Origin of the sequence: Veillonella rogosae JCM 15642, assembly GCF_002959775.1 — a bacterium.
Classification (GTDB): domain Bacteria; phylum Bacillota; class Negativicutes; order Veillonellales; family Veillonellaceae; genus Veillonella; species Veillonella rogosae.
The window spans coordinates 23,590-47,949 of record NZ_PPCX01000007.1 but is presented as its reverse complement, the minus strand read 5'-3'; the positions used below and the strand labels follow the sequence as shown (position 1 = coordinate 47,949).

23 protein-coding genes and 1 riboswitch are annotated in these 24,360 nt (G+C 39.7%); of the genes, 1 reads left to right on the top strand and 22 read right to left on the bottom strand.

Annotation, left to right across the window (positions count from 1 at the left end; genetic code table 11):
* Positions 1–6: 6 nt before the first annotated feature.
* The 7 genes from VRHSUH09_RS03625 to VRHSUH09_RS03595 form a co-directional block, all read right to left on the bottom strand.
* On the bottom strand, positions 7–1,350 hold the full coding sequence (locus VRHSUH09_RS03625; RefSeq protein ID WP_054747764.1) for an NCS2 family permease: 1,344 nt from the start codon (positions 1,348–1,350) through the stop codon (positions 7–9).
* A gap of 64 nt (positions 1,351–1,414) precedes the next feature.
* A riboswitch (purine riboswitch) is annotated at positions 1,415–1,513 on the bottom strand.
* 148 nt (positions 1,514–1,661) lie between these two features.
* Positions 1,662–3,836: an ornithine decarboxylase gene (speC, locus tag VRHSUH09_RS03620; RefSeq protein WP_105081412.1), complete on the bottom strand. Its 2,175-nt coding sequence runs from the start codon at positions 3,834–3,836 to the stop codon at positions 1,662–1,664.
* Between the two features lie 115 nt (positions 3,837–3,951).
* Entirely contained in the window at positions 3,952–5,475 is a 1,524-nt protein-coding gene (lysS, locus tag VRHSUH09_RS03615; RefSeq protein WP_105081411.1) for a lysine--tRNA ligase, read from the bottom strand.
* Between the two features lie 29 nt (positions 5,476–5,504).
* The gene (greA, locus tag VRHSUH09_RS03610; RefSeq protein WP_054747760.1) at positions 5,505–5,978 is read right to left on the bottom strand and encodes a transcription elongation factor GreA; all 474 of its coding nucleotides are present in this window, start codon (positions 5,976–5,978) and stop codon (positions 5,505–5,507) included.
* Positions 5,979–6,101: 123 nt separating this feature from the next.
* Complete coding sequence (gene dusB / locus VRHSUH09_RS03605; protein ID WP_105081410.1) at positions 6,102–7,088, bottom strand: tRNA dihydrouridine synthase DusB; 987 nt, start codon at positions 7,086–7,088, stop codon at positions 6,102–6,104.
* 94 nt (positions 7,089–7,182) lie between these two features.
* The gene (locus VRHSUH09_RS03600; RefSeq protein WP_105081409.1) at positions 7,183–7,950 is read right to left on the bottom strand and encodes a type III pantothenate kinase; all 768 of its coding nucleotides are present in this window, start codon (positions 7,948–7,950) and stop codon (positions 7,183–7,185) included.
* A gap of 9 nt (positions 7,951–7,959) precedes the next feature.
* Positions 7,960–8,934, bottom strand: a complete 975-nt coding sequence (locus VRHSUH09_RS03595; RefSeq protein WP_105081408.1) for a biotin--[acetyl-CoA-carboxylase] ligase — start codon at positions 8,932–8,934, stop codon at positions 7,960–7,962.
* Between the two features lie 171 nt (positions 8,935–9,105).
* Between VRHSUH09_RS03595 and VRHSUH09_RS03590 the strand changes: the two genes are divergently transcribed.
* Complete coding sequence (locus VRHSUH09_RS03590; RefSeq protein ID WP_105081407.1) at positions 9,106–10,449, top strand: threonine/serine exporter family protein; 1,344 nt, start codon at positions 9,106–9,108, stop codon at positions 10,447–10,449.
* Between the two features lie 145 nt (positions 10,450–10,594).
* Here VRHSUH09_RS03590 and ftsH read toward each other — a convergent pair whose 3' ends face one another.
* The 15 genes from ftsH to VRHSUH09_RS03515 form a co-directional block, all read right to left on the bottom strand.
* Positions 10,595–12,523 (bottom strand): ATP-dependent zinc metalloprotease FtsH, encoded by a 1,929-nt coding sequence (gene ftsH, locus VRHSUH09_RS03585; protein ID WP_105081406.1) that lies wholly within the window; start codon positions 12,521–12,523, stop codon positions 10,595–10,597.
* Positions 12,524–12,611: 88 nt separating this feature from the next.
* Positions 12,612–13,157 carry a hypoxanthine phosphoribosyltransferase gene (gene hpt, locus VRHSUH09_RS03580; RefSeq protein WP_105081405.1) on the bottom strand — a complete coding sequence of 182 codons (546 nt, stop codon included), beginning with the start codon at positions 13,155–13,157 and terminating at the stop codon, positions 12,612–12,614.
* Positions 13,158–13,180: 23 nt separating this feature from the next.
* Entirely contained in the window at positions 13,181–14,179 is a 999-nt protein-coding gene (tilS, locus tag VRHSUH09_RS03575) for a tRNA lysidine(34) synthetase TilS (protein ID WP_105081404.1), read from the bottom strand.
* The gene (locus tag VRHSUH09_RS03570) at positions 14,148–15,044 is read right to left on the bottom strand and encodes a Ppx/GppA phosphatase family protein (protein ID WP_105081439.1); all 897 of its coding nucleotides are present in this window, start codon (positions 15,042–15,044) and stop codon (positions 14,148–14,150) included. Before VRHSUH09_RS03570 ends, tilS begins: the two co-directional genes overlap by 32 nt.
* A gap of 96 nt (positions 15,045–15,140) precedes the next feature.
* On the bottom strand, positions 15,141–15,542 hold the full coding sequence (locus VRHSUH09_RS03565; RefSeq protein ID WP_054747754.1) for a S1 RNA-binding domain-containing protein: 402 nt from the start codon (positions 15,540–15,542) through the stop codon (positions 15,141–15,143).
* A 67-nt stretch (positions 15,543–15,609) separates the two neighbouring features.
* The gene (locus VRHSUH09_RS03560; protein WP_043006286.1) at positions 15,610–15,942 is read right to left on the bottom strand and encodes an FtsB family cell division protein; all 333 of its coding nucleotides are present in this window, start codon (positions 15,940–15,942) and stop codon (positions 15,610–15,612) included.
* 169 nt (positions 15,943–16,111) lie between these two features.
* On the bottom strand, positions 16,112–17,059 hold the full coding sequence (locus VRHSUH09_RS03555) for an L-lactate dehydrogenase (RefSeq protein WP_105081403.1): 948 nt from the start codon (positions 17,057–17,059) through the stop codon (positions 16,112–16,114).
* A 321-nt stretch (positions 17,060–17,380) separates the two neighbouring features.
* Complete coding sequence (locus VRHSUH09_RS03550; RefSeq protein WP_105081402.1) at positions 17,381–18,187, bottom strand: hypothetical protein; 807 nt, start codon at positions 18,185–18,187, stop codon at positions 17,381–17,383.
* A 145-nt stretch (positions 18,188–18,332) separates the two neighbouring features.
* The gene (gene folK / locus VRHSUH09_RS03545) at positions 18,333–18,803 is read right to left on the bottom strand and encodes a 2-amino-4-hydroxy-6-hydroxymethyldihydropteridine diphosphokinase (RefSeq protein ID WP_105081401.1); all 471 of its coding nucleotides are present in this window, start codon (positions 18,801–18,803) and stop codon (positions 18,333–18,335) included.
* On the bottom strand, positions 18,803–19,165 hold the full coding sequence (gene folB / locus VRHSUH09_RS03540) for a dihydroneopterin aldolase (protein WP_054747750.1): 363 nt from the start codon (positions 19,163–19,165) through the stop codon (positions 18,803–18,805). Before folB ends, folK begins: the two co-directional genes overlap by 1 nt.
* Positions 19,165–19,998: a dihydropteroate synthase gene (folP, locus tag VRHSUH09_RS03535; protein ID WP_105081400.1), complete on the bottom strand. Its 834-nt coding sequence runs from the start codon at positions 19,996–19,998 to the stop codon at positions 19,165–19,167. Before folP ends, folB begins: the two co-directional genes overlap by 1 nt.
* Positions 19,991–20,560: a GTP cyclohydrolase I gene (gene folE / locus VRHSUH09_RS03530; protein WP_009352693.1), complete on the bottom strand. Its 570-nt coding sequence runs from the start codon at positions 20,558–20,560 to the stop codon at positions 19,991–19,993. Before folE ends, folP begins: the two co-directional genes overlap by 8 nt.
* A gap of 8 nt (positions 20,561–20,568) precedes the next feature.
* Complete coding sequence (locus VRHSUH09_RS03525; protein WP_105081399.1) at positions 20,569–22,125, bottom strand: ABC-F family ATP-binding cassette domain-containing protein; 1,557 nt, start codon at positions 22,123–22,125, stop codon at positions 20,569–20,571.
* A gap of 111 nt (positions 22,126–22,236) precedes the next feature.
* On the bottom strand, positions 22,237–23,376 hold the full coding sequence (locus VRHSUH09_RS03520) for an amidohydrolase (protein WP_105081398.1): 1,140 nt from the start codon (positions 23,374–23,376) through the stop codon (positions 22,237–22,239).
* 43 nt (positions 23,377–23,419) lie between these two features.
* Positions 23,420–24,358 (bottom strand): S66 peptidase family protein, encoded by a 939-nt coding sequence (locus VRHSUH09_RS03515; RefSeq protein ID WP_105081397.1) that lies wholly within the window; start codon positions 24,356–24,358, stop codon positions 23,420–23,422.
* Positions 24,359–24,360: the final 2 nt, after the last annotated feature.

The following is a 24,360-nucleotide window of genomic DNA, read 5'->3' as shown; positions in this document are numbered from 1 at the left end:
GGCGTTTTAGATGGCAAAGTGAATAATAAATGCCAATGTCATGATATACATAATAGGATGAATTTCATGACGACGACCTGTAGTCAATTTAATCAATGTATAAGAGATAAAACCAAAAGATAAACCTTGAGCAATACTGAATGTTAAAGGCATAAGAAGAATTGTTAAGAATGCTGGCAATGCTTCTGTAAAGTCAGTGAAGTCAATATGTGTTACCTCACTCATCATAAATACGCCAATTGTGATAAGTACCGGTGCAGTAGCTTGTGGTGGTACCAATAAGAACAATGGTGCAAAGAACAAGGCTACCAAGTATAAAAGACCTGTTACAACGGCTGTAAGACCTGTACGACCACCGTCGGCAACGGCTGCCGCACTTTCAATGTAAGAAGTAACTGTAGAAGTACCTACAACGGCACCTGCTGCAGCGCCAATAGAAGTACATAGCAAGGCTTTATCTAACCCTTCGAACTTACCATCTTCATTTACCAAATTTGCTTTTCTCGTAACACCAATCAATGTGCCGATATTATCAAACATATCTACAATAGTGATAGAGAAAATAATAGAGAAAATACCATATTTAATAGCGCCCATTATATCTAGTTGACCGAATGTATCAACTGGAACTGGTGGCACCAAGTTAAAGATATCCGCACTTGTAGCAGGTATCTTAGTTAAACCTAAAGCCATTGCTGCAATTGTAGTGAACGCCATGCCGATTAGTAAGCCGCCTTTAACTTGTTTTGCCAGCAAAATACTAGTAATAAATAAGCCTAGTAAAGTCAATAATACCGCTGGATCTTGCATGTTACCTAGGGTTACAAAGGTTGCATTATTAGGTACGATAATATGAGCATTTTTAAAACCGATGAAAGCAACGAATAAACCAATACCTACACCAATCGATGTTTTCAGTACTTGTGGAATACCATCTACAATTTTGTTAAGAACTTTAGTAACCGTTAAAATAACAAATACTGTACCGGAAATAAAAACGGCACCTAATGCAGTTTGCCAACTAAGACCCATGGCACCACAAATAGTGTACGAGAAGAACGCACTGAGACCAAGTCCTGGTGCTACGATAACAGGAACATTAGCCACTAAACCGATAAGCATGGTCGCAAAAGCTGTTGTTAACACAACCGCTGCCACTGCACTAGCATGCGGCATGCCTGATACAGATAATAAGTTTGGTATTACTGCCAGAATATATACTGACGCAATAAACATCGTAATACCTGCAAAAAACTCAGTTTTCACTGATGTGCCATGTTGGGTTAACTTGAAAAAGCGATCAAGAAAACCATTTGCTTCATTTGTTCTTTCGTACTCCATTGAACTCATCTCATATTCCTCCAAACTTTTAGAAAAAGAAATAAAATAGATAAATAAAAAAACGACTACAAGAGCATCATAAAGATGCTCTTGTAGTCGTAAATTTCGGTTTACGCTAGAGAGCCTTGACCCATCCCGTCAAGGTTATACAAGATTAGCAATATGTCTATACAGTTAATCCTTATCTGCTATTTACTATTGATAAGGCTAAATAAGAAATTTTCATTTTATGAATTTTTCTCATATCTGTTATGCTTATAATACAATCTATGCACCTAGTATAAAGTTATTTTTATGCACTGTCAATAACTATTTATGATTTACATTTCATATTCCTTTTTCAATACATAACCGTATGCTTTTTTAGAGCCATCTGGTTGTTCAATAAGGTATACGCCTTGTATCTCTGGAGCAAATCCAGGTAATTGATTAATTCCTTCTTCTAAAGCAAGGAAGTAATCACAAGCAGTCCGAGACCATCGTTCTCCGGGCTGTACGCATAATACACCTGGTGGGTACGGCAAAGCTCCTTCAAGCGCAATGCGACCTTCCGCCTCATCTAAAGGCACAAGCTCTCCCTTATTGCGTTGGAACTCAAAGTTTGCCTCTTGTGGATTCATTACATATTCTGGGAAGTATTCCTTGGAGAACAAACGTTGTTGTAGAGTACTCACGTTTCTAGCTTTATAAAAATCATGCATTTCTTGACAGAGTTGGCGAATATGATAACCTTTATATTTATCTAGATAGCTATAGTAAATCGACGGCAACACCTCTTCCATAGGGGCATTGCGGTCTATAAGCTCTTCAAAACGCACAAGCTGATCGACTAATGCATCCATTTTCGCTTTAGATTCTGCAGGAGTCATAAGGAATAGAATCGTATTGAGGTCACACTTTTCTGGAATAATTCTATTTTCCCGCAAGTAATTGGCCAATATATTGGCATGAATACCAAAGTCTTCATACGCCCCTGTTTCAACATTAATACCAGGCGTAATCAACTGGAATTTACAAGGATCGATAAAGTACTGCCCTTCACCATAGCCTTTAAAGGAATGCCATTTTGCATTTGGTTCAAAGGCAAAATAACTCACATCATTAGCCATCTCTTGTGTATTGCCTTCTTCCCACTTCTTACCATGTACTATAGGTGCTACCAAAGGTCTCAGATATTTGCAGTGGCTTAATACCGACTTACGGGCATCAATTCCTACTTCAATACATTCACGCCACAACTGTTTTCCCAATTCACCTTCATGCATTTTGGCATTTACATCGAGAGATGCAAAGAGTGGATAAAAAGGGGATGTGGAAGCATGCATCATAAAGGAGTTATTAAAACGCTTATGATCTACATAACGGTCTTGTCCTTTGATATGTTTATCTTTCTTATGGATTTGAGACGCTTGAGAGAAGCCCGCTTGTTGCTTATGTACAGATTGAGTCACTAAAATTCCAGGATCATTAGGACCTAGCTCTAATAATAAAGGACTACAATCTTTCATCATAGGAATAAACTGTTCATACCCAACCCAGGCAGAGTCAAAGAAAATATAGTCGCACAAGTGACCTATTTTATCTACTACTTGGCGCGCATTATAAATCGTACCATCATAGGTACCTAATTGAATAACGGCTAGCCGAATTGGACGGTCTGCTTTGGCTTTATTAGGATCCTTCTCACCGATTAAATTCCGAATATAGCTTTCATCAAAACAATGCTCTAGAATACCACCAATGGAACCAAACGGATTCCGTGCGGTCTCTAAATATATCGGTGTGGCACCGGACATAACGAGACCGCCATGGCAAATAGATTTATGATTATTGCGATCATATAAAATAATATCGCCTGGCGTTAAAAGAGCATTGAGTACTACTTTGTTGGCAGAAGATGTGCCGTTTAATACAAAATATGTTTTATCCGCATTATACACTGCAGCTGCATGAGCCTGCGCATCATGAGCATAACCTTCGTGGATTAAAAGATCACCAAGCTTTACATCGGCATTACAAAGGTCTGCACGGAAAATATGATCTCCAAAGAAATCAAAAAAGGCACGTCCCGTAGGATGCTTAGCAAAAAACTGTCCCCCTTGATGTCCTGGGCAATCAAATTGAGCATTGTTATCTCCTACATAATCAGATAAAGCCTTAAAGAAAGGGGGCAAAATCAAAGCTTCATAGCTTGCTACAATCTGCTCTATCGTCCCTTTATAGTCATTTATGCTAGTAGATGTAACATCTATTACCGCCCCAATTTGCTCCATATCAAAAGATATAGTATGGGATGGATCTACTACCATTACAATAGCAGGTATTCCAAACGAACGGATTTGCTCATTATCGAGTACATCCATTTCAGAGGCGCTCACCACAACGGCACCTATGTTGGTAAAATCCGTTTCATTAATAGGTATGCATGTACGGTCCTCGATAGAACTAATCCAAGGTTTTACACTATCGGTAAAAGCAATTTTTAAATGTTTCACCATAGCCTCCTCTCTTCATGTCAATACTTTATATGCTTATAGTATTTAACGTAGTACATTATGGTCATGTAAAAAAGCTCCCTACTCAAAGAATAGGGAGCCTTTATATGTTAGATTATTCAGCTGCTTCTTCTTCAGCTTCAATATGCTTAGGAGCTTCTGGTTTCATCAATGGGAACAACAATACATCGCGGATGGATGCAGAGTCTGTTAAGAACATAACGAGACGGTCGATACCAACACCTAAACCTGCTGTTGGAGGTAAACCGTATTCAAGAGCTGTAACGAAGTCTTCATCCATACGGTGAGCTTCATCATCGCCAGCTTCGCGTTCTTTCAATTGATCCAAGAAACGTTGTTTTTGGTCGATCGGGTCATTTAACTCGGAGAAGCCGTTGGCCAATTCACGACCATAAATGAACGCTTCAAAACGTTCTGTAGCCAATGGATTTTCACGACTTGCTTTTGCAAGTGGAGAAATTTCTTTTGGATGACCATATACGATAGTTGGTTGAATCAAGTTTTCTTCTACATAATCTTCGAAGCAAGCATTTAAGATTTTACCAATACCATCATTTTCTGTGTATTCTACATTTAAACGATCTGCAATAGCACGAGCTTCTTCAACAGTAGTTACTGCATCAAAGTCTTCACCAGTGTATTTTTTTACACCTTCTGCCATTGTGATACGGTTCCAAGGTGGAGTCAAATTGATTTCAGTACCTTGGTATGTGATTTCTTGTGTACCTAGAACCTCTTGTGCACAGTAGGACACAAGGTTTTCTGTTAAGCGAATAGCATCCTCAACATCGCCATACGCTTGGTAAGATTCGATAGTAGTGAATTCTGGATTATGACGATTATCGATACCTTCGTTACGGAAACAACGGTTCATTTCGAATACGCGGTCCATACCACCAACGATCAAGCGTTTGAGGTACAATTCTGGTGCAATACGCATGTAAATATCGATATCAAGCGCATTGTGGTGAGTGATGAATGGACGAGCTGCAGCACCACCAGGGATAGCATGCATCATTGGTGTTTCTACTTCCATGAAACCATCACGCATCATGTATTCGCGAATTTTAGCAACGATTTGGGAACGTTTTACAAATGTATCACGAACTTCAGGATTTACGATCAAATCAACATAACGTTGACGGTAACGAAGTTCTGTATCCTTTAAACCATGCCATTTTTCTGGCAATGGACGTAAAGATTTAGATAACAAAGTTAATTTGTTAACTTTAATTGTAACTTCACCTGTATGAGTTTTAAATACATGACCTTCTACACCGATGATATCACCGATATCAAGCATTTTTACGTATTTATAAGCCTCTTCGCCCAATACATCTTTACGGAAATATACTTGAATATCCCCAGATTTATCACGAACATTAGCAAATGCCGTTTTACCATGGGAACGGATTGTCATCAAGCGCCCTGCAATAACTACAGGTTGACCATCATATTTCAAGAAGAAGTCATCTTTAATTTCTTTTGCATTATCTTTTACAACAAAACGTTGACCAAATGGATAGATGCCATCTGCTTCGTATTCAGCCAATTTGTCGCGGCGAATTTGCATTTGCTCATTCAGCTCTTCTTGTACATTTTTAATTTCTTCACTCATGTTATCGCCTCTTCGTCAGTAAATGTAAATTATTGGATTGCTAACACTTTGAATGTTACAGGACCATCTGGTGTGGAAACCTCTACTTCATCACCTTTGCGTTTGCCCAAAATAGCTTTACCTACAGGAGATTCGTTAGAGATACGATTGTTAAATGGATCCGCTTCAGAGGAACCAACGATAACATATTCCAATTCATCATTGTACATCGTATCAAGTACAACAACTTTACTACCTACAGATACAACATCGCCCTTTACGGACTCGTCAATGATTTTCGCCGTGTTAATTTTATTTTCTAACTCTACAATATGACCTTCGATGAAAGCTTGTTCATTTTTTGCATCATCATATTCAGAGTTTTCACTGATATCGCCATATTCAATAGCTGTCTTAATACGTTCAGATACTTCAATACGACGTACAGATTTATAGTACGCTAATTCTTCTTCTAATTTCTTTAAACCGTCGGCGGTAAGTAATGTTTCTTTTACGTCTGCCATGGGTACCCCACTCTTTCTACATATAAATAATAAGAAAAAGTGCCATAGTAAGATGACACCTTGTCTTTTGTTTCTAAATTATCTCAACCATTATATAAAAATACTATTCATTTGTCAATCTCACTACATTGCAGCCAGTATTTTACGGTATGAGTCTAGCTCATCGTGAAAGCTTGTTACAGTATGAATTGTATTCACACGATTGCGCCAATAGGCAGATTCAGGAAGTCCCTTCATATACCACCCTGCATGAGTTCGTATTTCCTTAACGGCCATACTTTCACCCTTATATTGGCATAACAAATCAAAATGTTTTAATAGCATATCGAGACGCTCAATATCTGTAGGCGCCGGTAATATTTCACCAGTCGCCAAATAATGGTGAATACGACCAAAGATCCAAGGATTCCCCTGTGCACCACGGCCTACCATTACCGCATCACAACCCGTTTCATCAAGCATTTGCTTTGCATCTTCAGGCTCTACTATATCGCCATTACCAATAACAGGTATAGACACAGCCTCTTTTACAGCCTTAATATAAGACCAATCAGCATGCCCACTGTACATTTGCTCCTTAGTACGGCCATGTACTGCAATAGCCGCCACACCTGTAGATTCGATGCGCTTAGCAAAGTCCACAACATTGATGGAATCACTATCCCAACCGATTCGCATTTTTACGGTTACAGGCACATCGACGGCCTTAACCGCAGCCTCTGCTACACGAGCTGCTAAATCTGGATTTTTCATAAGAGCAGAACCATCACCAGAGGTTACTACCTTTTTCACAGGACAGCCCATATTAATATCTACAATATCGGCACCTGCATCAGCTACTACCTTTGCGCCTAACGCAATTGCTTCTGGATTGGAACCAAAGATTTGCATAGATACAGGGCGTTCTACCTCTTCAATACGCAACAATTCATGAGTGCGCTCATTTTTATATTTAATGCCCATGGCGCTAACCATTTCGGTGCAAACCATGGCGGCGCCATGCTCTTTAGCAAGTAAGCGATAGGCAATATCGCTTACCCCTGCCATAGGCGCTAATATGGCTTGACCATCAATTTTGACGGACCCTATTTGCCACTGTTTATGATTCATATAATTCTATATCCCCTAACAAAAAGGGTACAGCATAAGCTGTACCCGAATGTACACTACTTCGTTACATATACGTAACTATATTATAGTAGCATTATTTATTTCTTTCGTAAATAAGGCGTAAACCTTCTAGTGTAAGCATAGGCTCTACATGGTCAATGCAGTCTGTAGCACTGCTGATAAGCTGTGCCAAACCACCTGTAGCCACTACAGTTACGTGGTCGCCCATTTCTGCTTTCATGCGCGTTACGAGACCCTCTACTTGGCCTACGTAGCCGTAGAACATACCGGATTGCATAGAAGATACGGTATTCCGGCAAATGACTTGCCCTGGATCTCTTACTTCAATACGTGGCAATTTAGCAGCCCGTTGGAATAGAGCCTCCGCAGAAATTGTTACACCTGGCGTAATAACACCGCCCATATAATCGCCATTACCTTGTACTGCACAATAAGTAGTTGCTGTACCAAAGTCGATAATAATCAAGTCACCCTTGTATTTTTCATGAGCCGCTACAGCATTTACGATGCGGTCCGCACCGACTTCACGCGGATTATCATACTTAATAGCAATACCTGTTTTAGTACCAGGACCTACGATAAGAGGATTCACATTGAAATAACGTAAACATACACGTTCTAAGGTAGGCATCATTGGAGGTACAACAGAAGAAATGATAATATCTTTAATATCTTTCACATCAACCTTGCGATCGTGGAAGAACAAGTTCATCATCAACATGCCATATTCATCAGTGGTACGAACCCGATCCGTGGAAATACGCCAGTGACCTACAAGCTCTGCCTTGTCGTATACACCGAGAACAATGTTGGTGTTCCCCACATCAATTACTAATAACATGAATGCCTCCTATTTACGCGGACGAATTGATACGTCCCCTGCCATAACACGTTTAACAGTCCCATCCGGGATTCTTACTAATAAATTACCATCTTCATCAATATCGGTTGCTACCCCTTCATAGGTATTACCAGGAGCGCGAACCTCGATTTCTTCACCGAGAGTCACCGATAATTGACGCCATTCATTGAGAGTTTCCTCAAAGCCGCTATCAAGCACATCATAATATTGATGCTCTAAGGCTTCTAATATAATTCTAAATGCTTCCGTCCGCTCAATATCGATCCCTTCCATCGCGAGGGATGTAGCAATTAATTTTAATTCTTCTGGTAGTTCTTCTTGTTTTGTTTTAACATTGACACCAATGCCCATCACAATATGAGAGATTTCCTCCATAGAGCCGGACATTTCTGTTAAGATACCTACCAATTTACGGCCATTCACTAAAATATCATTAGGCCACTTAATACCCGCATCAGTGAGCCCCATTTTATGGAATGCCTTTGTTAATGCCACTGCGGCCATCAACGTACACTTTGGTGCTTCTACAGGCGCAAAATCAGGGCGCAAGATAAGACTAAACCATAGACCTTTACCAAATGGAGAATACCAGCCACGAGATAAGCGACCACGACCAGCTGCTTGCTCTTCTGTAACGACAACAGTACCTTCTTCAGCACCTTGTTGAGCTAATCGACGAGCCTCTAGGTTTGTAGACTCTGTAACATCCATATAAACATATCGTTTGCCAAACACATCGGTCTTTAAGATTTGCTTCATGGCCAATGGACTTAACAAATCAGGTTCCTCCAATAATCGATACCCCCTCTTGGTATAAGATTCTATTTTGTAGCCTTTTTGACGTAACGCCTTGATATGTTTCCAAATAGCTGTGCGCGAAACATGGCATGCTTCGGACATATCTTGTCCCGATACGAAACTACCTTGGTTTTGTCTCAAGAATTCTAGCACTTCATCACGCATAGTTTAGAGCCCCTTTCTTTGTCAACCTAGGTTTACAATTCGATTGTACAAGTGTCCCCTATAAAAAGCAAGGATTATTTATAGTAATTAATGATATAATACATATAGTATTAAGTTATACCGTATGTAAAAGATAACAATAGTATAATCTATCATTATCTGGGGAGATATATGAAACAATTTACATTAAAAGAAAAAAATGAAGTTCTTGAGAACCCGTTTATTCATATTCATAGAAAGCTAGATATCCTATTAAACATAGGCAAACTACTCATGGAATGTGGTGCCGATACAAATCGAATCATTGAAGAAATGCTTAAAGCCGCCACATTTATGGGTATTCCTCATGATTATTTAAATATACATATTTCCTATACTACGATTATGGTCAATTTACTGCATAAAGAACGATCTATTACCGTATTTAGAAAAACACCTGTCCATGTACCCAATATGGCCATGATTAATGCAGTATCTAAACTAACTTGGCGAGCCTTTGAACGACATTATTCACTTACAACTTATGAACAGTTAATTTCAAAATTAGATTGCACTATTCCAGTATATCCTGATTGGATAAAGGGTATTGCTTGTGCCCTCGGATCAGCAGGCCTTGCCTTTTTATATAGTGGCGATATAATAGCTTTTATTGTAACTGTTATTTGTTCTCTAATCGGTTATTTTGGTCGTACCTTATCGGTACGCTTTGGTTGCAATGAATATGTAGGCATTGCAATTGGCGGCTTTGCCGCCATGGTTTCTGCCTATGGTTTCTACTCGCATATAGAACAAGATTCGTTAGTTTACGTTCTTGTTTGTTGTACCTTATTTATGATACCTGGTGTACCTCTTATAAACTCCGTTATTGATACCATCAACAACCATATTTTATCGGGAATTACAAGAGCTATTAGAACGATCCTTATCGTTGGTAGCATGACCTTAGGCATGGCCATGGCATTATACTTTAGCCCTATGCCGGCCTTTAGCTTTGTAGATATTAAGCCTCATGTATTAACCATTGAGCAAATTATAGGGGCTTTTACAGCAGCCGCATCCTTTGCAGTACTATTTAACGCCCCTGTCCGATTACTAGTATCCATTGGTATTGGTGGTGTATTATGCGTATTTATCCGCAATTTATTAACTGTTGAATTTGGCTTCTCCATTCCAGGTGCTACCTTTGTAGGCGCCGCTGTAATGAGCGTAATCTATGTAAAAGTTTCTACTTGGCTGAGAACATCTAGCACAATTATCATCGTCCCATCTGCTATAGCCTTAATGCCTGGTATTTTATATTACAGATTCCTCTTTGATATGCTTCATATCAACGCACTATCAGAATCCGGCTTACTTCATATGGTCCAAAACAGTGTAACAGGCGTCCTTACTATTGTAAGTATTGCGATTGGTGTAGCAATTCCAAATGTACTGGCTCAAAAATATTTAAAAGCCCGAAAAGAGCGTAGAATTCAACAGTACTTGGCAACACGTCATATTAATGATGGCCAATAGCTAATCCTCACCAACTACATTACGAGCTTCACAATATAGATAGAATACTAAGTACTATAGCTAGTAATAGGTAATTATAATCAAAAGAACATATATAAAAAGAGCTGGTCCTCAACGAGGCCAGCTCTTTTATTTAGATATCTCATTATTTGATTTCATTAGAAGGTGTTTCACTAGGAGCATCCACTGTAGCAGTGTTTTCTTTAGCTTCAACCACCTCTGGTACTACAATACCTGCCGCTTCTAGAGCTTCTTTAGGCTCCTCAACTTCAGGGGCTTTCGTTGTACCATATTTATAAAGATTATCTACAGCTTTAGAATCGATTGTTTCTTCTTCTAACAAAGCATTTGCCATGTCATGTAAGAATTTTTCATTTTCGCTGAGAAGTTTTGTTACATCTTTGTACGCTTCTTCTACAATGCGATGAATTTCAGAGTCGATTTTTGCTGCAATCTCTTCACTATAGTTGCGCTCGTGTCCAAGGTTTTTACCCAAGAATACTTGTTCTTGTTGTTCACCAAATACGATAGGACCAAGCTCATCACTCATACCCCAACGCGTTACCATCGCACGAGCTGTATTCGTTACGCTTTGAAGGTCACCAGAAGCACCTGTACTGATTTCATCTAGGATTAAGGCCTCTGCAATTCGACCGCCAAGAGCTACGCGAATATCCGCTAATAATTGAGATTTTGTTTTGTAATTTTGTTCCTCTGTAGGAAGCATCATAGTGTAACCACCTGCTGCGCCACGAGGAATGATTGTTACCTTATGAACAGGATCCGCATGAGGCAATAAATGTGCCACAATAGCATGACCAGATTCATGGTACGCTGTTAACTTACGGTCTTTCTCGCTCACAATATGACTGCGGCGTTCAGGACCCATGCTAACCTTTTCACTTGCTTCTTCAACTTCAGCCATAGTGATAACTTTTTTGTTAAGGCGAGCCGCCAATAAAGCCGCTTCGTTTAACAAGTTGTTCAAGTCAGCACCAGTAAAGCCTGGAGTTTTCTTCGCAATTGTTTTTAAGTCTACATCGTCAGCCAATGGCTTGTTACGAGCATGTACTTTCAAGATTGCTTCACGACCGCGTAAGTCTGGACGACCTACGATAACTTGACGGTCAAAACGACCTGGACGCAACAGCGCTGGGTCAAGAATATCTGGGCGGTTTGTAGCGGCGATGGTAATAATACCTTCGTTGGCACCGAAGCCATCCATTTCAACGAGCAATTGGTTCAATGTTTGTTCACGTTCATCGTGACCACCACCAAGACCTGCGCCACGTTGACGACCAACCGCATCAATTTCGTCGATGAAGATAATACATGGAGCATTCTTTTTCGCTTGTGTGAAAAGATCGCGCACACGAGATGCACCAACACCTACGAACATTTCTACGAAATCAGAACCGGAAATCGTAAAGAATGGTACCCCTGCTTCACCAGCAACGGCTTTAGCAAGCAATGTTTTACCTGTACCTGGAGGTCCTGCGAGCAATACACCTTTCGGAATTTTAGCACCGATTGTTGTAAATTTACCTGGATCCTTCAAGAATTCTACTACTTCTTCTAATTCTTGTTTTGCTTCTTCAGCACCTGCTACATCTTTAAAGCTAACCTTTACGTTACCTTCACCCATCAATCTAGCACGGCTTTTACCGAAGTTCATCACTCGGCCACCGCCACCTTGTGTTTGTTGCATGATAAAGAAGAACAATACGACCAAGATGATAATAGGAATAGCAGAACCTAACAGGCTCATCCACCAAGCTGGTTGCTCAGGTGGAGCTGCTGTGATTTCTACGCCATTATCTTGTAATGTTTTAATTAATGTTTCATCACTAGGCGCATAAGAATTGAACTCTGTTCCATTTTTTAGTTTACCTTTAATACCGTGATCATTGGTAATCGTTACGGACTCAACCTTTTTCTGTTGTACTTGTTGAATAAATCCTGTATAACTAAGTTCAGATTTATTCGCACTTTGACCAGAGAAAGCGTCAATGGCGATAACGAAAGCGGCAATGATAAGTAAATAAAGGACGATATTTTTAGTAAATCGACCCAAAATATTACCCCTTTCAATAGTAATTTAGTTGTATAAACGAATTGAGTACATCTCATTGAGAGATGCACTCATATATTATATCATATTTTTAATTTTGATACATTTCTTCCTTTAAAATACCGATATAAGGCAAGTGACGATATTTTTCCGCGTAGTCTAAACCATAACCGATAACAAAGTAGTCAGGAATAATAAAGCCTACATAGTCTACTTCTACGTCCATTTTACGGCGGTCAGGTTTATTTAATAACGCTGCAAGACGTACGCTTTTAGCGCCACGAGCATGTAAATTTTCTAGCAAGTAATGTAATGTTGTACCAGTATCAACGATATCCTCTACAACGAGTACATGTTTACCCTCTACAGAGCGATCTAAATCTTTTAAAATTCGAACTACACCTGTACTAGTTGTACCACTGCCATAACTAGAACAAGAGATGAAATCAAAACTTACATCTACACTGTCATCAATAGCGCGTGCTAAATCTGTAAAGAATACGATAGCACCCTTTAATACCCCTACAAGCACAACGGATTCATTTTGGTAATCTTTACTAATCTCTTTACCCAGTTCCGCTACACGTGCTTTTAATTGTTCTTCTGTATATAAAATATCTTTTGCATCTTGATGCATCTATATGACCTCCACGATTCATATTAATGTTTGCAATATACCTTTATTGTATCACATTGAGCGGTTACTTTTATACTTTTTATAGTGAAAGTTTTCCCTTCTCCGGTGTTAACAATATCTAGTAATTGCTCTTGATGAGCTGTAGTAAGCGTTATATCAGAGTCAATAGAACTCATCAAACGCTGCCACAAACGACGTTGTATAGCAACTGGTTCCTTTCGTAAGGCCTTACGAGATAAACGCATTTCATTTTTATCAATAGTCACTAATCGCTCAAAAGCTTGTACCGTCAAATTAGAAATTACTGCTAAATCTTCACTTACAGAACATCCTAATCTAGCGATAGCATCTACTACATTAGGGTTAATCGATTCTAACTCTGGTATAATGCGATGACGAATTCTATTTCGCTGATATCGAATATCATCATTTGTAGAATCAATACAATACGTGAGCTTTCTATCGGCTAAATAAGCTAATAATTCCTCTTTTGTAACATCTAATAAAGGTCTAATCACGGGGATATCATAGTCATGGCTGACTACAGCCATACCTGTTAGCCCGTTTAATCCTGTACCTCTAATAAGATGCGCTAGAATCGACTCAGCTTGATCATCCTTATGATGAGCTACCGCAATATAATCATACCCCTCAGAATGAGCTATTTCATTTAGCCATTGATAGCGAACTTGCCTACCAACGGTCTCCTCAGATAGCTTTAGGTCTTTACTCAAGGTAGGCACATCAAAGGTAGTTGTATAAAACGACAATCCTAATGCATCTACCTGATTTTGAAGCCATAGAACCTCATCTTTACTTTCAGGGCGAATAGAGTGGTCTACGATAGCAATACCAAGCTTATATTTTGTATGGCGATGCGCAGCAATGTCTTGTAATAAATGTAATAAAGCCATCGAATCTGGACCACCAGAACAAGCTATCAATATACGGCTATGTTCAGGAAATAGCTTATGTAATTTTAAAGTGTGATTAACTCTTCGAATGAGTGCTTTCACATTCACGGGCCATCGCCTCCATACCATCTTGGTCACTCACAAATACATGAGGCACCTCATAAGCGTCCATAAAGGACGTTAAAATCTCCGCACCGGCTACGATGATATCGGCACGACCGGCAGGTAAGCCTTTGACTTGCAATCGCTCTTCACGGCTCATGTAACGCAATCTCATAATGATGCCTTCCACAGTCTCACGGCTCAATTTATGTCCTTGCACCTTAGTGCCATCATAATCTTCTAACTTTAAATCGATAGCCGCCAAGGTCGTTAACGTACCTCCGATACCAATGAATTCACCAAATTCTCCTTCAATCATCATCGGATCCCACAAGAATTGAGTTTCTTCCCACACACGTTGAGGACCTTCGTCAGACATAGATTGAAGCCGTACAGCACCTACAGGATAAGAGCGGCTCCAATAAACGCCGTCCTTATTACCTAATGCTAGCTCTGTACTACCACCACCGATATCGATAGTTGTATAGTGACGGCCATCATTCAACTGTTCCCCTAAAGCGCCATTAAAGCCATAAATAGCCTCTTCATCGCCCGAGAGAATACGCCATTCCATCGGACAATATTCACTAATATACTCCATAAATTCAAGGCCATTAGCTGCTTCACGAACAGCGCTCGTTGCAAAACCAAAGCAGTATTCCGCTCCGTATTGGTCGGCTAATTTTTTAATATCCCTGAAAGCTTGATATGATGCTTCCATCGATTCAGCACGTAATGTACCATCTGTATTTCGCTCTCCAAGACGAGTGGTCCACAACTGTTTTGGCTCGTAATGCCAAATTTTATTTTCATAAGTAGCTAATAATAAGCGTACTGAATTAGATCCAATATCGATAATTGCTAACTTCATAATCGCTCCTTGCATACAGTAGTATCCACCTAATACTACTGCCCCCTTACTATTTTATACATAAGTAAAGAGATGGCAGAAAGCCATCTCTCACTATTAATCTCGACGACCGCCTCGGCCTCCGCGTTTACCTTCAGTATTGCGTTTTAAATCGTGCAGGCGTTCATTGCTATCGCGCAAAAATGATTTCATCTTCGCTTCGAAAGCCTCTGCACTTTGTTTAGATTGAACTCGACGAGGACGTCTTTCTTCACTTACCACTTCTTTAGATTGTGTTTGACGAATAGAAAGACCAATTTTATTGCCATCAATGGATAAAACCTTTACCTTTACAGGATCCTCAACCTTTAATACGGTATTAATATCTTCGACATACCCATGAGCTACTTCAGAAATATGAACTAACCCTGTTTGTTTCTCTCCTAAATCAACAAATACGCCGAATTTTGTAATACCAGATACGGTACCATCTACAATGTTACCAACTTCGATTGCCATGCAACCTCCTAATTAATGCGGAAACCTCAAACTACACAATAAAGCGAATCAAAAATTAAATTCTTACCTATTTTACATATGGTACTTCACCAGGCTTAACTAAGCCTAATTCCTCACGAGCCACCCCTTCAATGGTCTTCGGATCTTGTAACTTAGCCTTTTCCTGCTCTAATTCTTCATTTCGCTGTTTTAATTCTTGCAATTGCTGCTCTATATGTTGTTTTTCTTGATATACAGCCACCAAGCGATAGGCCTGCCCTAACAATAGCAGCACCATAATCCCTATGCCAATTCGCTTGATCCACATGAGGATAATACGCTGATCCTGCGCTTTGCGATTAGGGCGAACCCGTTTGCGCGGCCTTTTTGGACGTTGTACTTCCATAGTGTCCTGAGTCATAATGTCCCCCAAAAATATTCATCATCTGTATATTGTCATTCCTAAATTATACCACATAACACAGCTTGGGACTAAATAATATTACAGATATTTCTCTAGAAAAACAGAGTGCAATTGTATATATGTATACAAAGGCACAGTTATGTATACATCTAACGATAAGCTATATTTACATAGTTTCTGCCTTAGTAGCATGTTCACGAATAATAGCACAGGAAGCTTTAAATAAAGTTAACTCTTCAACAGTAAGTTGTAGTTCTAAAATATCTTCAATACCATCTTTACCAATAACAGCAGGAGTGGACGCAAAAATTCCGCTTTCTCCGTATTGACCATCCAAGTAACAAGAACAAGGCAGTACCTTCTTTTCATCGTGGAATACGGCGCGAATTAGTTCAGTAGTAGCGCTAGCAATGCCAAATTCTGTAGAACCTTTACCGGCTAATACATGGTAACCACCAATCTTTACATCATCTAATACTTGTTGATTGTCAAGTGTAGGGAATCTTTGAGGTATTTCCTGTTGTAACTGCTCTAAGGGCTTACCTTGAACACATACGTGAGACCACGGCACCATGGCACTACCACCATGCTCACCTAAACAATAGGCCGTAATAGAGCGATTACTAATGTTGAAAATATGAGCTAATTCTTTTTGGAGTCGAGCAGAATCTAATGCTGTACCAGTAGAGATAATGTGCTTAGGGTTCCAATTTAAATGTTTACATAAGTAAGTAGCCACCACATCTGCAGGATTTGAGATAGAAATAATAAACCCATCAAACCCAGATTGTTTAATACGAGGAATAACGTCCTTTAATACCTCTACCGTTTCACCAAGACTTTCTAAACGATCTTGATACAAATTTGGCAAAGGTCCTGCACTAAATACGAGAATATCACAATCTCCACAGCCCTCAATAGGACCTGCAGTAGCTATTACTTTATGGGGAATATAGCTAACCGCATCATTAACATCCATAGCTTGGGCTTTCGCCTTTTTCTCATCAATATCCATCATATATAGCTCATCAACTTCACCTTGCAACGCAAGAGAAAAAGCTACATGAGAACCTACGTGACCAGTACCAATAATACCTACTTTACGCAATTTCATAAGGGCCTCCAATTATTAGCGAGTAAATGATAAAACCTTAACCAACACTAATGTATTGAAATCAAATACTCAATATCTAAATACTTTATATCAAAATTCGATGTTTTCTATTCAAATTATATAAAATCATATGATTTAAAGAATACATAATTATTATATACCCATATACCCATTTTTAGAAAATCTATTAAAAGTACTGAAAAAAGACTGTTATATGAAATGCCCCCCAAATTGTGTCCAACTTTTGGGGGGCATTTCATATAACAGTCTCTCTATCTTTAGTTGCATCTAGTAAAGAAACTGACCACAACAAAATCGCAATTATAAAGCCATATCTTCAAGGTTAAGAGGGAATAAGTCTTTATCCTCCATCACTTGTGGTGATTTTTCTAAATATTGTTTACGCATAGTCCATAAAATTTCTAAATCCTTAGGATCTAGTTTAGATAGTGCATAAATCATAGTGAAGTCCCCGCCATAATGGCCACGTAAGCTATCCGGTACACCTTTAGGCCCTTCACCGCTAAGGCGATTATTAAAGAACCCCTGCAAGCGACGATTATCTAAATCAATAATAATAAAGCCTGACGCATCATATACATATAATGTATGGTTTATACGTTTTAAGGCACGTACCGTATTCGTAATAAAATACTGGTCCTTCATATCGATAAGAGATGATTCATAACCAGAATGGTAAAAGTCACCATAATAATGAGCCCCTCTATCAGTAGACTCTAATAAGCCTTTTAATTCGGTCTGCTCTTGAGTCGTAAAATCAGATAAAGTTTTTACCGACCTAATATCTCGTAACCCCCGTTGGTAATCATCAGTCTTAGGTGGTTCTATATGCTGACCTCTAAAGGTAATTGGCATAAGACGAAGCGTATTATCAGCTAGGTTATAAATCCCAAAACCTTCGTAACCTAAGAAATACACTTGTGAATCAATGGATTTCATCGCTAATATTCGTTTTGAAATAATGGCATCACTAGAGTTGACTAATGTATGCGCTTCCGGATCTATACGCACTGTTTTAGTATCGTAGTTGAATCCTACCGCAAGCCAATAGGATAGCCCCACTACAATCAAAGCCAGTACACATAAACCGATACGTTTTATATTCATTTACACGCCCTATAAATCCCCGATCATAAAACGTAAACTCATGTACAATATGTATCGTATTTACTAGTTCATTAATCTTAGTATTTACTAGCTCATTAATCTTAGTATTTACTGATTCACTAATCTTAACACATACATCGCTCTTTTATTCACTTAATTGAGCTAATCGCTCATTAATTGTCATATCTTTATAGGTAAAAGTTGGCAACAACTCATATAGTGATTCTAATACAAAGGAGCGATCCCAAAAATGTGGATGCGGCACAACGAGTGTTGCATCATTCAAAGAAAGCATAGCACCTTGTGAGTCGTAAGCTAAAATAATATCTAAATCTAGCGTGCGAGGCCCCCAATGAATCAAACGTTTGCGGCCTGCCCCTTTTTCAAGACATTGAATTAGACCGAGCATTTGATGCGGATCTAAAGTACTTTCACAAAACCACATGCCATTAACAAATGTATCTTGCTCCGTATAACCCCACGGCTCAGTTTCAATAAGCGTAGAACTAATCACCTTAGAAACAGCTTCATGTTGCTGCAGTGACTGAAAGGCAGAATGAATGTAGCCTTTCTTGTCCCCCATATTGGAGCCTACACTGATGTAATAGGTATACATCAAACTTGTCCCCTTGTAGTTACAACCTCAACATAATCTAAAATTCCTGCAATTGGTACAGATGGCTTCCGCACCGTTACAGATAAACCTACGATACCTTGGTAATGTTGATACAAGGAATCCGCAATAAGCGCCCCCAAGCGCTCCAATAGATTGCGTTTCTCACCAGTCATAACAGATTCTACAATTTCATATACCTCTACATAATTGATAGAGTCCTCTAGCTGATCACTTTGACCCGCCTTGGTAAGATCCGTTGTGATTTCCACATCTACAAAAAATCGTTGACCTTGTGCTTGTTCAGATTCCAAGTTCCCATGGTATCCATAGAAGGCCATATTTTTCAAAACGATTTTATCCATTATTCACCTCGTAATAGGCCATCTGCGACTGCTAAAGCACGCTTATGCATCTTCACGTTGTGAACACGCACCATATCAACGCCTTGGAATACACCTGTAATACAAGCGGCTACAGTGCCTTCATCGCGTTCTTCTGGTGGCAAACCGCCCAACATAGACCCGATAAAACGCTTACGGCTAGGTGCCAACAAAATTGGATATTCATGAGCTGTTAACTCACCTAATCGCTGCATAACTTCAATATTTTGTTCTTCTGTTTTACCGAAGCCAATACCTGGATCGAGCCAGATTTGTTGAGGTGTAACCCCCTCTTTTAACGCTTTATCGATAGCGCAGAAGAAGAATGCTTTCATATCCTCAATAATATCGCCATAGTTTGTATCATTACTATTGTGCATGATAATAACAGGCACCTTGAAGTTAGCTGCTACTGCCGCCATATCAGGATCATAATGTAGTCCCCATACGTCATTTAAAATATGCGCCCCTTTAGAGAAGGCATATTCAGCTGTTTTAGCGTGATATGTATCGATAGATACGGGAACTGTAGATGCATTTAATACAGGATCTATTAATAGAGACAAACGCTCAATTTCTTCGTCTGCCGTCAATGGTGTAGAACCTGGGCGTGTAGATTCAACGCCGAGATCAATAATGTCCGCACCATCTTCAATCATTTGTTTTACATGCGCTGCTGCTGACTCTGGTGTGTTAAATAAACCGCCATCAGAGAAGGAGTCAGGTGTACCATTGAGTATGCCCATAATAAGGGTACGATCGCACAAAGATAAACTTTTGCCATCATTCCATGTATAATTTCTACGTTTAAACATTTGCCTGTCCTCCACCTAACATTGCCAACGCTTCATCTCTTAATGTGCCTTTTTCGGCCAATACGCCTCGGCTTTCTAATGTAATAACCTTTGAATCTTGCTGCATGGTACCTTTGATGAGCATACACAACTGAGTCGATGTAATGCGTACAAATACGCCATGAGCGGATAAATCATTCATAATCGCATCTGCCAATTCAGATGCCAACCGCTCTTGTAATTGCGGTCTACGGCTAAGAATATTAACAATATCTTGGAACTTGCTAAGCCCTGCAACACACCCATCCTTAGGTTGGTACACAATATCTACAGTACCAAAGAAAGGTAATAAATGGTGCTCGCACATGGAATAAAACGGAATCCCTGTAACTGCCACAAGACCTTTATAGTCTGTGCTAAAGGTTTCTCCCCATGCAGATTTTGTATCTAATCCTACACCGCTGAATAATTCACTATATAATTCTGTTACACGACTTGGTGTCTTCTCTAACTCTGGTGCCTCTGTATCAACAGATAAAGCCTCTAAGAATTGCTTTATCCCGTCCTTTGCACGTTGATTCATCGGTCCTCCTAAACGATTTTTGTCGTCCAATCCTCAATATTCCAAATATCCGTAACCCAACCTTGATAGAATTCAGGCTCATGACTTACTAGTACAATAGTACCTTTGAAATCACGTAATGCACGGCTCAACTCTTCCTTCGCATATACGTCTAAATGGTTAGTCGGTTCGTCTAAAACCAACACATTGTACTTATTCTGCATGAGTTTGCATAGGCGAACCTTAGCATTCTCACCACCAGATAATACACGCATTTGAGATGTAATATGTTCATTCGTAAGGCCACAACGAGCAAGGGCTGCACGCACCTCTGCATTGGTCATAGCCGGATATTCATTCCAAATATAATCTAGCGCTGTTTCAGAGTTAGACGGTGTATCTTCTTGAGCAAAATAGCCAACTTGTAAGAACTCACCTTTTACCAACTCACCACTCACAGGTTTTAATAAACCTAGAATAGTTTTTAACAACGTTGTTTTACCTAAACCATTGACGCCGCGAATGGCGATTTTTTTATTTCTTTCAATTTGAAAGTCTACTGGTCTAGTTAACGGTTCATCATAACCTAATTGTAATCCAAAAGCCTCTACAATGAAGCGGCTTGGTGTACGACCTTCTTTAAAGCCAAAGGTAGGCTTGATATACTCTTTTGGTTTTTCCAAAATTTCCATCTTCTCTAAGCGTTTTGCTCTAGAGTTTGCCATACCACGCGTCGCTACACGAGCTTTATTACGTTGAATAAAGTCCTCCATACGCTCAATCTCTTGTTGTTGACGCTCATAAGCCTTGGCAGCTTGTGCCTTTTTCACTTCGTAAGCAGCTTGGAACTGATGATAGTCACCAGTATATCGAGTAAGTACTGCTTGCTCAATATGATAAATAACATTGACTACGGAATTTAAGAACTCCATATCATGAGAAATCAAGATGAACGCATTTTCGTAGTTCTGCAAATAGTTTTGCAACCATTGAATATGCTCTACATCAAGATAGTTTGTCGGTTCGTCCAACAATAAAATTGTTGGTTTCTCTAGTAATAGTTTAGTAAGTAAAACTTTAGTACGTTGACCACCGCTGAGCTCTGTAACATCTCGATCTAAGCCGATATCTGTAAGGCCCAAACCAGAAGCTGTACGCTCAATAACCGCGTCAATTTCATAGAACCCACGTTGTTCAAGAATTTCTTGCCATTCCCCAACTTGCTCGAGGAGCTTATTCATTTCATCTTCGGACACATCGCCCATGCGATTGTAGGCATCGTTAATATTTTGCTCCATAACGAACAAATCATCAAAAGCCCGTTGTAATACATCGCGAATAGTCATGCCCTTTTCGAGCACTGCATGTTGATCCAAATAACCTACTGTTACTTGGTTGGACCATTCAATTTTACCTTCGTCAGGCGGTATTTTACCTGTAATGATATTTAGGAACGTAGACTTACCTTCACCATTAGCCCCAATAAGGCCTACGTGTTCGCCTTTTAACAAACGGAATGATGCATCATCTAAAATTTGTCGCGCTCCAAAACCATGGGTTACATTTGAAACGGTTAAAACACTCATATCTATCTCCATCGGAATAAAAGCCGTCTTGTTGAAGACGGCTTGTTTCATACTTACTTAAATATTATATCTATTGTACCTTTTTGACCTCTATATGTCAAAAATTGAACATCACTTACACAGGACATAACGCAAGGCTACAACAGCCATAATCTTAGCCCCCTTAATAGCTTGTGCCAATCCATAATCAGAACCAGCTGCACAAGTGAACTCTGGAGTATGTGCTTCTAAGCCTAATCCAATCTGCAATGTGGGCTGTGCCGTAGGTACCTCATAGGATACATTACCTACATCAGTGCTACCATCCGCTTCATCATCAGGCAATATACGAGGTGTTTCACCAAACTCAGTCATCACATCTTTGAAGAGATCTAACAACTTTTTATCTTGACGCATATCCTTAAAGAGTGGCTCATAATGATGCATTTCAACTTGAGCGCCATAGGATGCTGCAATCTCTTGAGCAGCCGCTTTAATAGCCGGCAAAATAATACCTTCTAAATCATCCACCGTACGCCCCCGTACAGTCATGCGAAGCGTAGCCTTAGGTGTTACTACATTTGGTGCCGTACCAGCTTCGGTAAAGATAGCACCTACAATAGCACCTTTAGGAAAGGTTTTCTTTAACTCTTTAACTCTTTGATAAAGATCTACAGCACAATCTAAGGCATTGATACCAGAATCAGTAAGTGATGCTATATGACAGGAACGCCCATGGAAGGTAACCTCTAGGGGATGTGTCGCTAATGATGTGCCCCCCACCTCATTTTCACTGCCCGGATGAATGATTAGTGCCGCCTCATAGCCCTTAAATAAATCAGCCTCAGCCATGTATACTTTACCACCAATAGTTTCCTCCGCAGGACAACCAAAGAAGGTCGTTCCCCACGCTTCCGGTGCACTTTGACTAAAGGCAATAGCCGCCCCTAAACTCATCATAGCAATGAGATTATGTCCACAACCATGACCGAGTTCTGGTAATGCATCATATTCACCTAAAAAGGCTATTTTATGCTGTGCAGAACCGTTATAGTCACCCCGTAACGCCGTTTGTAACTCTGGAAGATCAGTTAGCCCCACTTGAGATGTAAAATTATGTGTTTCTAAGAATTGGTTAATTACCTTAACCGCTTTATGCTCGTCTAAGCCCAATTCTGGGTTATCGTGTAAATATAAAGAGACATCGCACAATTCCTCAGCCATACTATCTATGATGGCACAGGCACGGGCCTCTCGTTCTTGTAATGTCATAACTCCCCTTATTATTTAATATCTGTAAGCTAACATTTGTCGCCTATTTCGTATAAGGATGAACGATAATAGTGTTAGAAATATATCTAAAGCTAATCGTTGCTCCTAATGGCAAGGTTTGATGCGGCGAGCCATGGCCTGTTGGCACATAGCACACAAAAGGTTCTGGTAATTCAGAATTTCGATTTTCCTCCATGTACCGCAACGCTTCATAGCCCAAATCATAATCAACTTCATCTTCGTCGCCTTCACAATTTGTAAAAGTACCGATGACTAAACCTTTAATGCGGCTCAATAAACCGCTGAGACGAAATTGTTGCAACATGCGATCTAGCTTATAAGGAGCCTCCCCTACATCTTCAATGAATAGTAAGGTATCCTCCCAAGACTCGTCCTCTAAAAAATAAGGTGTTCCCAATATCATAGATAGCATTGTCATATTGCCACCGCGTAAAACCCCATCACCAAGGTCAGTGCCAATGGCACCTCGAGGTGGTTCAGGTAATGGTTCAATAACTTGTAATTTACCTTCTAAGGTATTAAATAAGGCATCAATATCTGCTTTTCGTTCAGGCTTAAAATCTACGCCCATAGGACCATGATACGTAATAAGCTGGCTATATCGGTTGATAGCCATATGAAGTGCTGTACAATCACTATAGCCAATAAAAGCCTTACGATACTTACGAATCGCATTATAGTCTAATTGTTCTAAATACCGCATCGTACCATACCCACCACGCAAGGCCAGCACCGCATCACAAGGGGCTGTAGTCATCATATATTGAAACTCTGTAGCTTGCTCCTCAGGAGTACCACCATAGAGGCCCTTACGATGTACACTATCACCCCAGAATACCTTATAGCCTTTTGAGGCACAAATTTCTTCTATTTTATGTAAATCTTCATCACTTGCACTGGCAGGTGCCATAATACCTATGGTCATGCCCGATGCTAAACGTTTTGGTTCAATCCAGTTCATAT

Bases quoted from the DNA above. Each gene is read 5' to 3' on its own strand.
- folB (WP_054747750.1), bottom strand. From the start codon at position 19,165: ATGGATAAAATCGTTTTGAAAAATATGGCCTTCTATGGATACCATGGG.
- folP (WP_105081400.1), bottom strand. From the start codon at position 19,998: ATGTTTAAACGTAGAAATTATACATGGAATGATGGCAAAAGTTTATCT.
- VRHSUH09_RS03570 (WP_105081439.1), bottom strand. From the start codon at position 15,044: ATGAAGTTAGCAATTATCGATATTGGATCTAATTCAGTACGCTTATTA.
- greA (WP_054747760.1), bottom strand. From the start codon at position 5,978: ATGGCAGACGTAAAAGAAACATTACTTACCGCCGACGGTTTAAAGAAA.
- folE (WP_009352693.1), bottom strand. From the start codon at position 20,560: ATGAATCAACGTGCAAAGGACGGGATAAAGCAATTCTTAGAGGCTTTA.
- VRHSUH09_RS03595 (WP_105081408.1), bottom strand. From the start codon at position 8,934: ATGCGTGATGAAGTGCTAGAATTCTTGAGACAAAACCAAGGTAGTTTC.
- VRHSUH09_RS03590 (WP_105081407.1), top strand. From the start codon at position 9,106: ATGAAACAATTTACATTAAAAGAAAAAAATGAAGTTCTTGAGAACCCG.
- VRHSUH09_RS03525 (WP_105081399.1), bottom strand. From the start codon at position 22,125: ATGAGTGTTTTAACCGTTTCAAATGTAACCCATGGTTTTGGAGCGCGA.
- VRHSUH09_RS03565 (WP_054747754.1), bottom strand. From the start codon at position 15,542: ATGGCAATCGAAGTTGGTAACATTGTAGATGGTACCGTATCTGGTATT.
- lysS (WP_105081411.1), bottom strand. From the start codon at position 5,475: ATGAGTGAAGAAATTAAAAATGTACAAGAAGAGCTGAATGAGCAAATG.
- VRHSUH09_RS03555 (WP_105081403.1), bottom strand. From the start codon at position 17,059: ATGAAATTGCGTAAAGTAGGTATTATTGGTACTGGTCACGTAGGTTCT.
- VRHSUH09_RS03515 (WP_105081397.1), bottom strand. From the start codon at position 24,358: ATGAACTGGATTGAACCAAAACGTTTAGCATCGGGCATGACCATAGGT.
- hpt (WP_105081405.1), bottom strand. From the start codon at position 13,157: ATGCATCAAGATGCAAAAGATATTTTATATACAGAAGAACAATTAAAA.
- VRHSUH09_RS03560 (WP_043006286.1), bottom strand. From the start codon at position 15,942: ATGACTCAGGACACTATGGAAGTACAACGTCCAAAAAGGCCGCGCAAA.
- VRHSUH09_RS03550 (WP_105081402.1), bottom strand. From the start codon at position 18,187: ATGAATATAAAACGTATCGGTTTATGTGTACTGGCTTTGATTGTAGTG.
- VRHSUH09_RS03625 (WP_054747764.1), bottom strand. From the start codon at position 1,350: ATGAGTTCAATGGAGTACGAAAGAACAAATGAAGCAAATGGTTTTCTT.
- folK (WP_105081401.1), bottom strand. From the start codon at position 18,803: ATGTATACCTATTACATCAGTGTAGGCTCCAATATGGGGGACAAGAAA.
- VRHSUH09_RS03520 (WP_105081398.1), bottom strand. From the start codon at position 23,376: ATGACATTACAAGAACGAGAGGCCCGTGCCTGTGCCATCATAGATAGT.
- VRHSUH09_RS03600 (WP_105081409.1), bottom strand. From the start codon at position 7,950: ATGTTATTAGTAATTGATGTGGGGAACACCAACATTGTTCTCGGTGTA.
- dusB (WP_105081410.1), bottom strand. From the start codon at position 7,088: ATGAATCATAAACAGTGGCAAATAGGGTCCGTCAAAATTGATGGTCAA.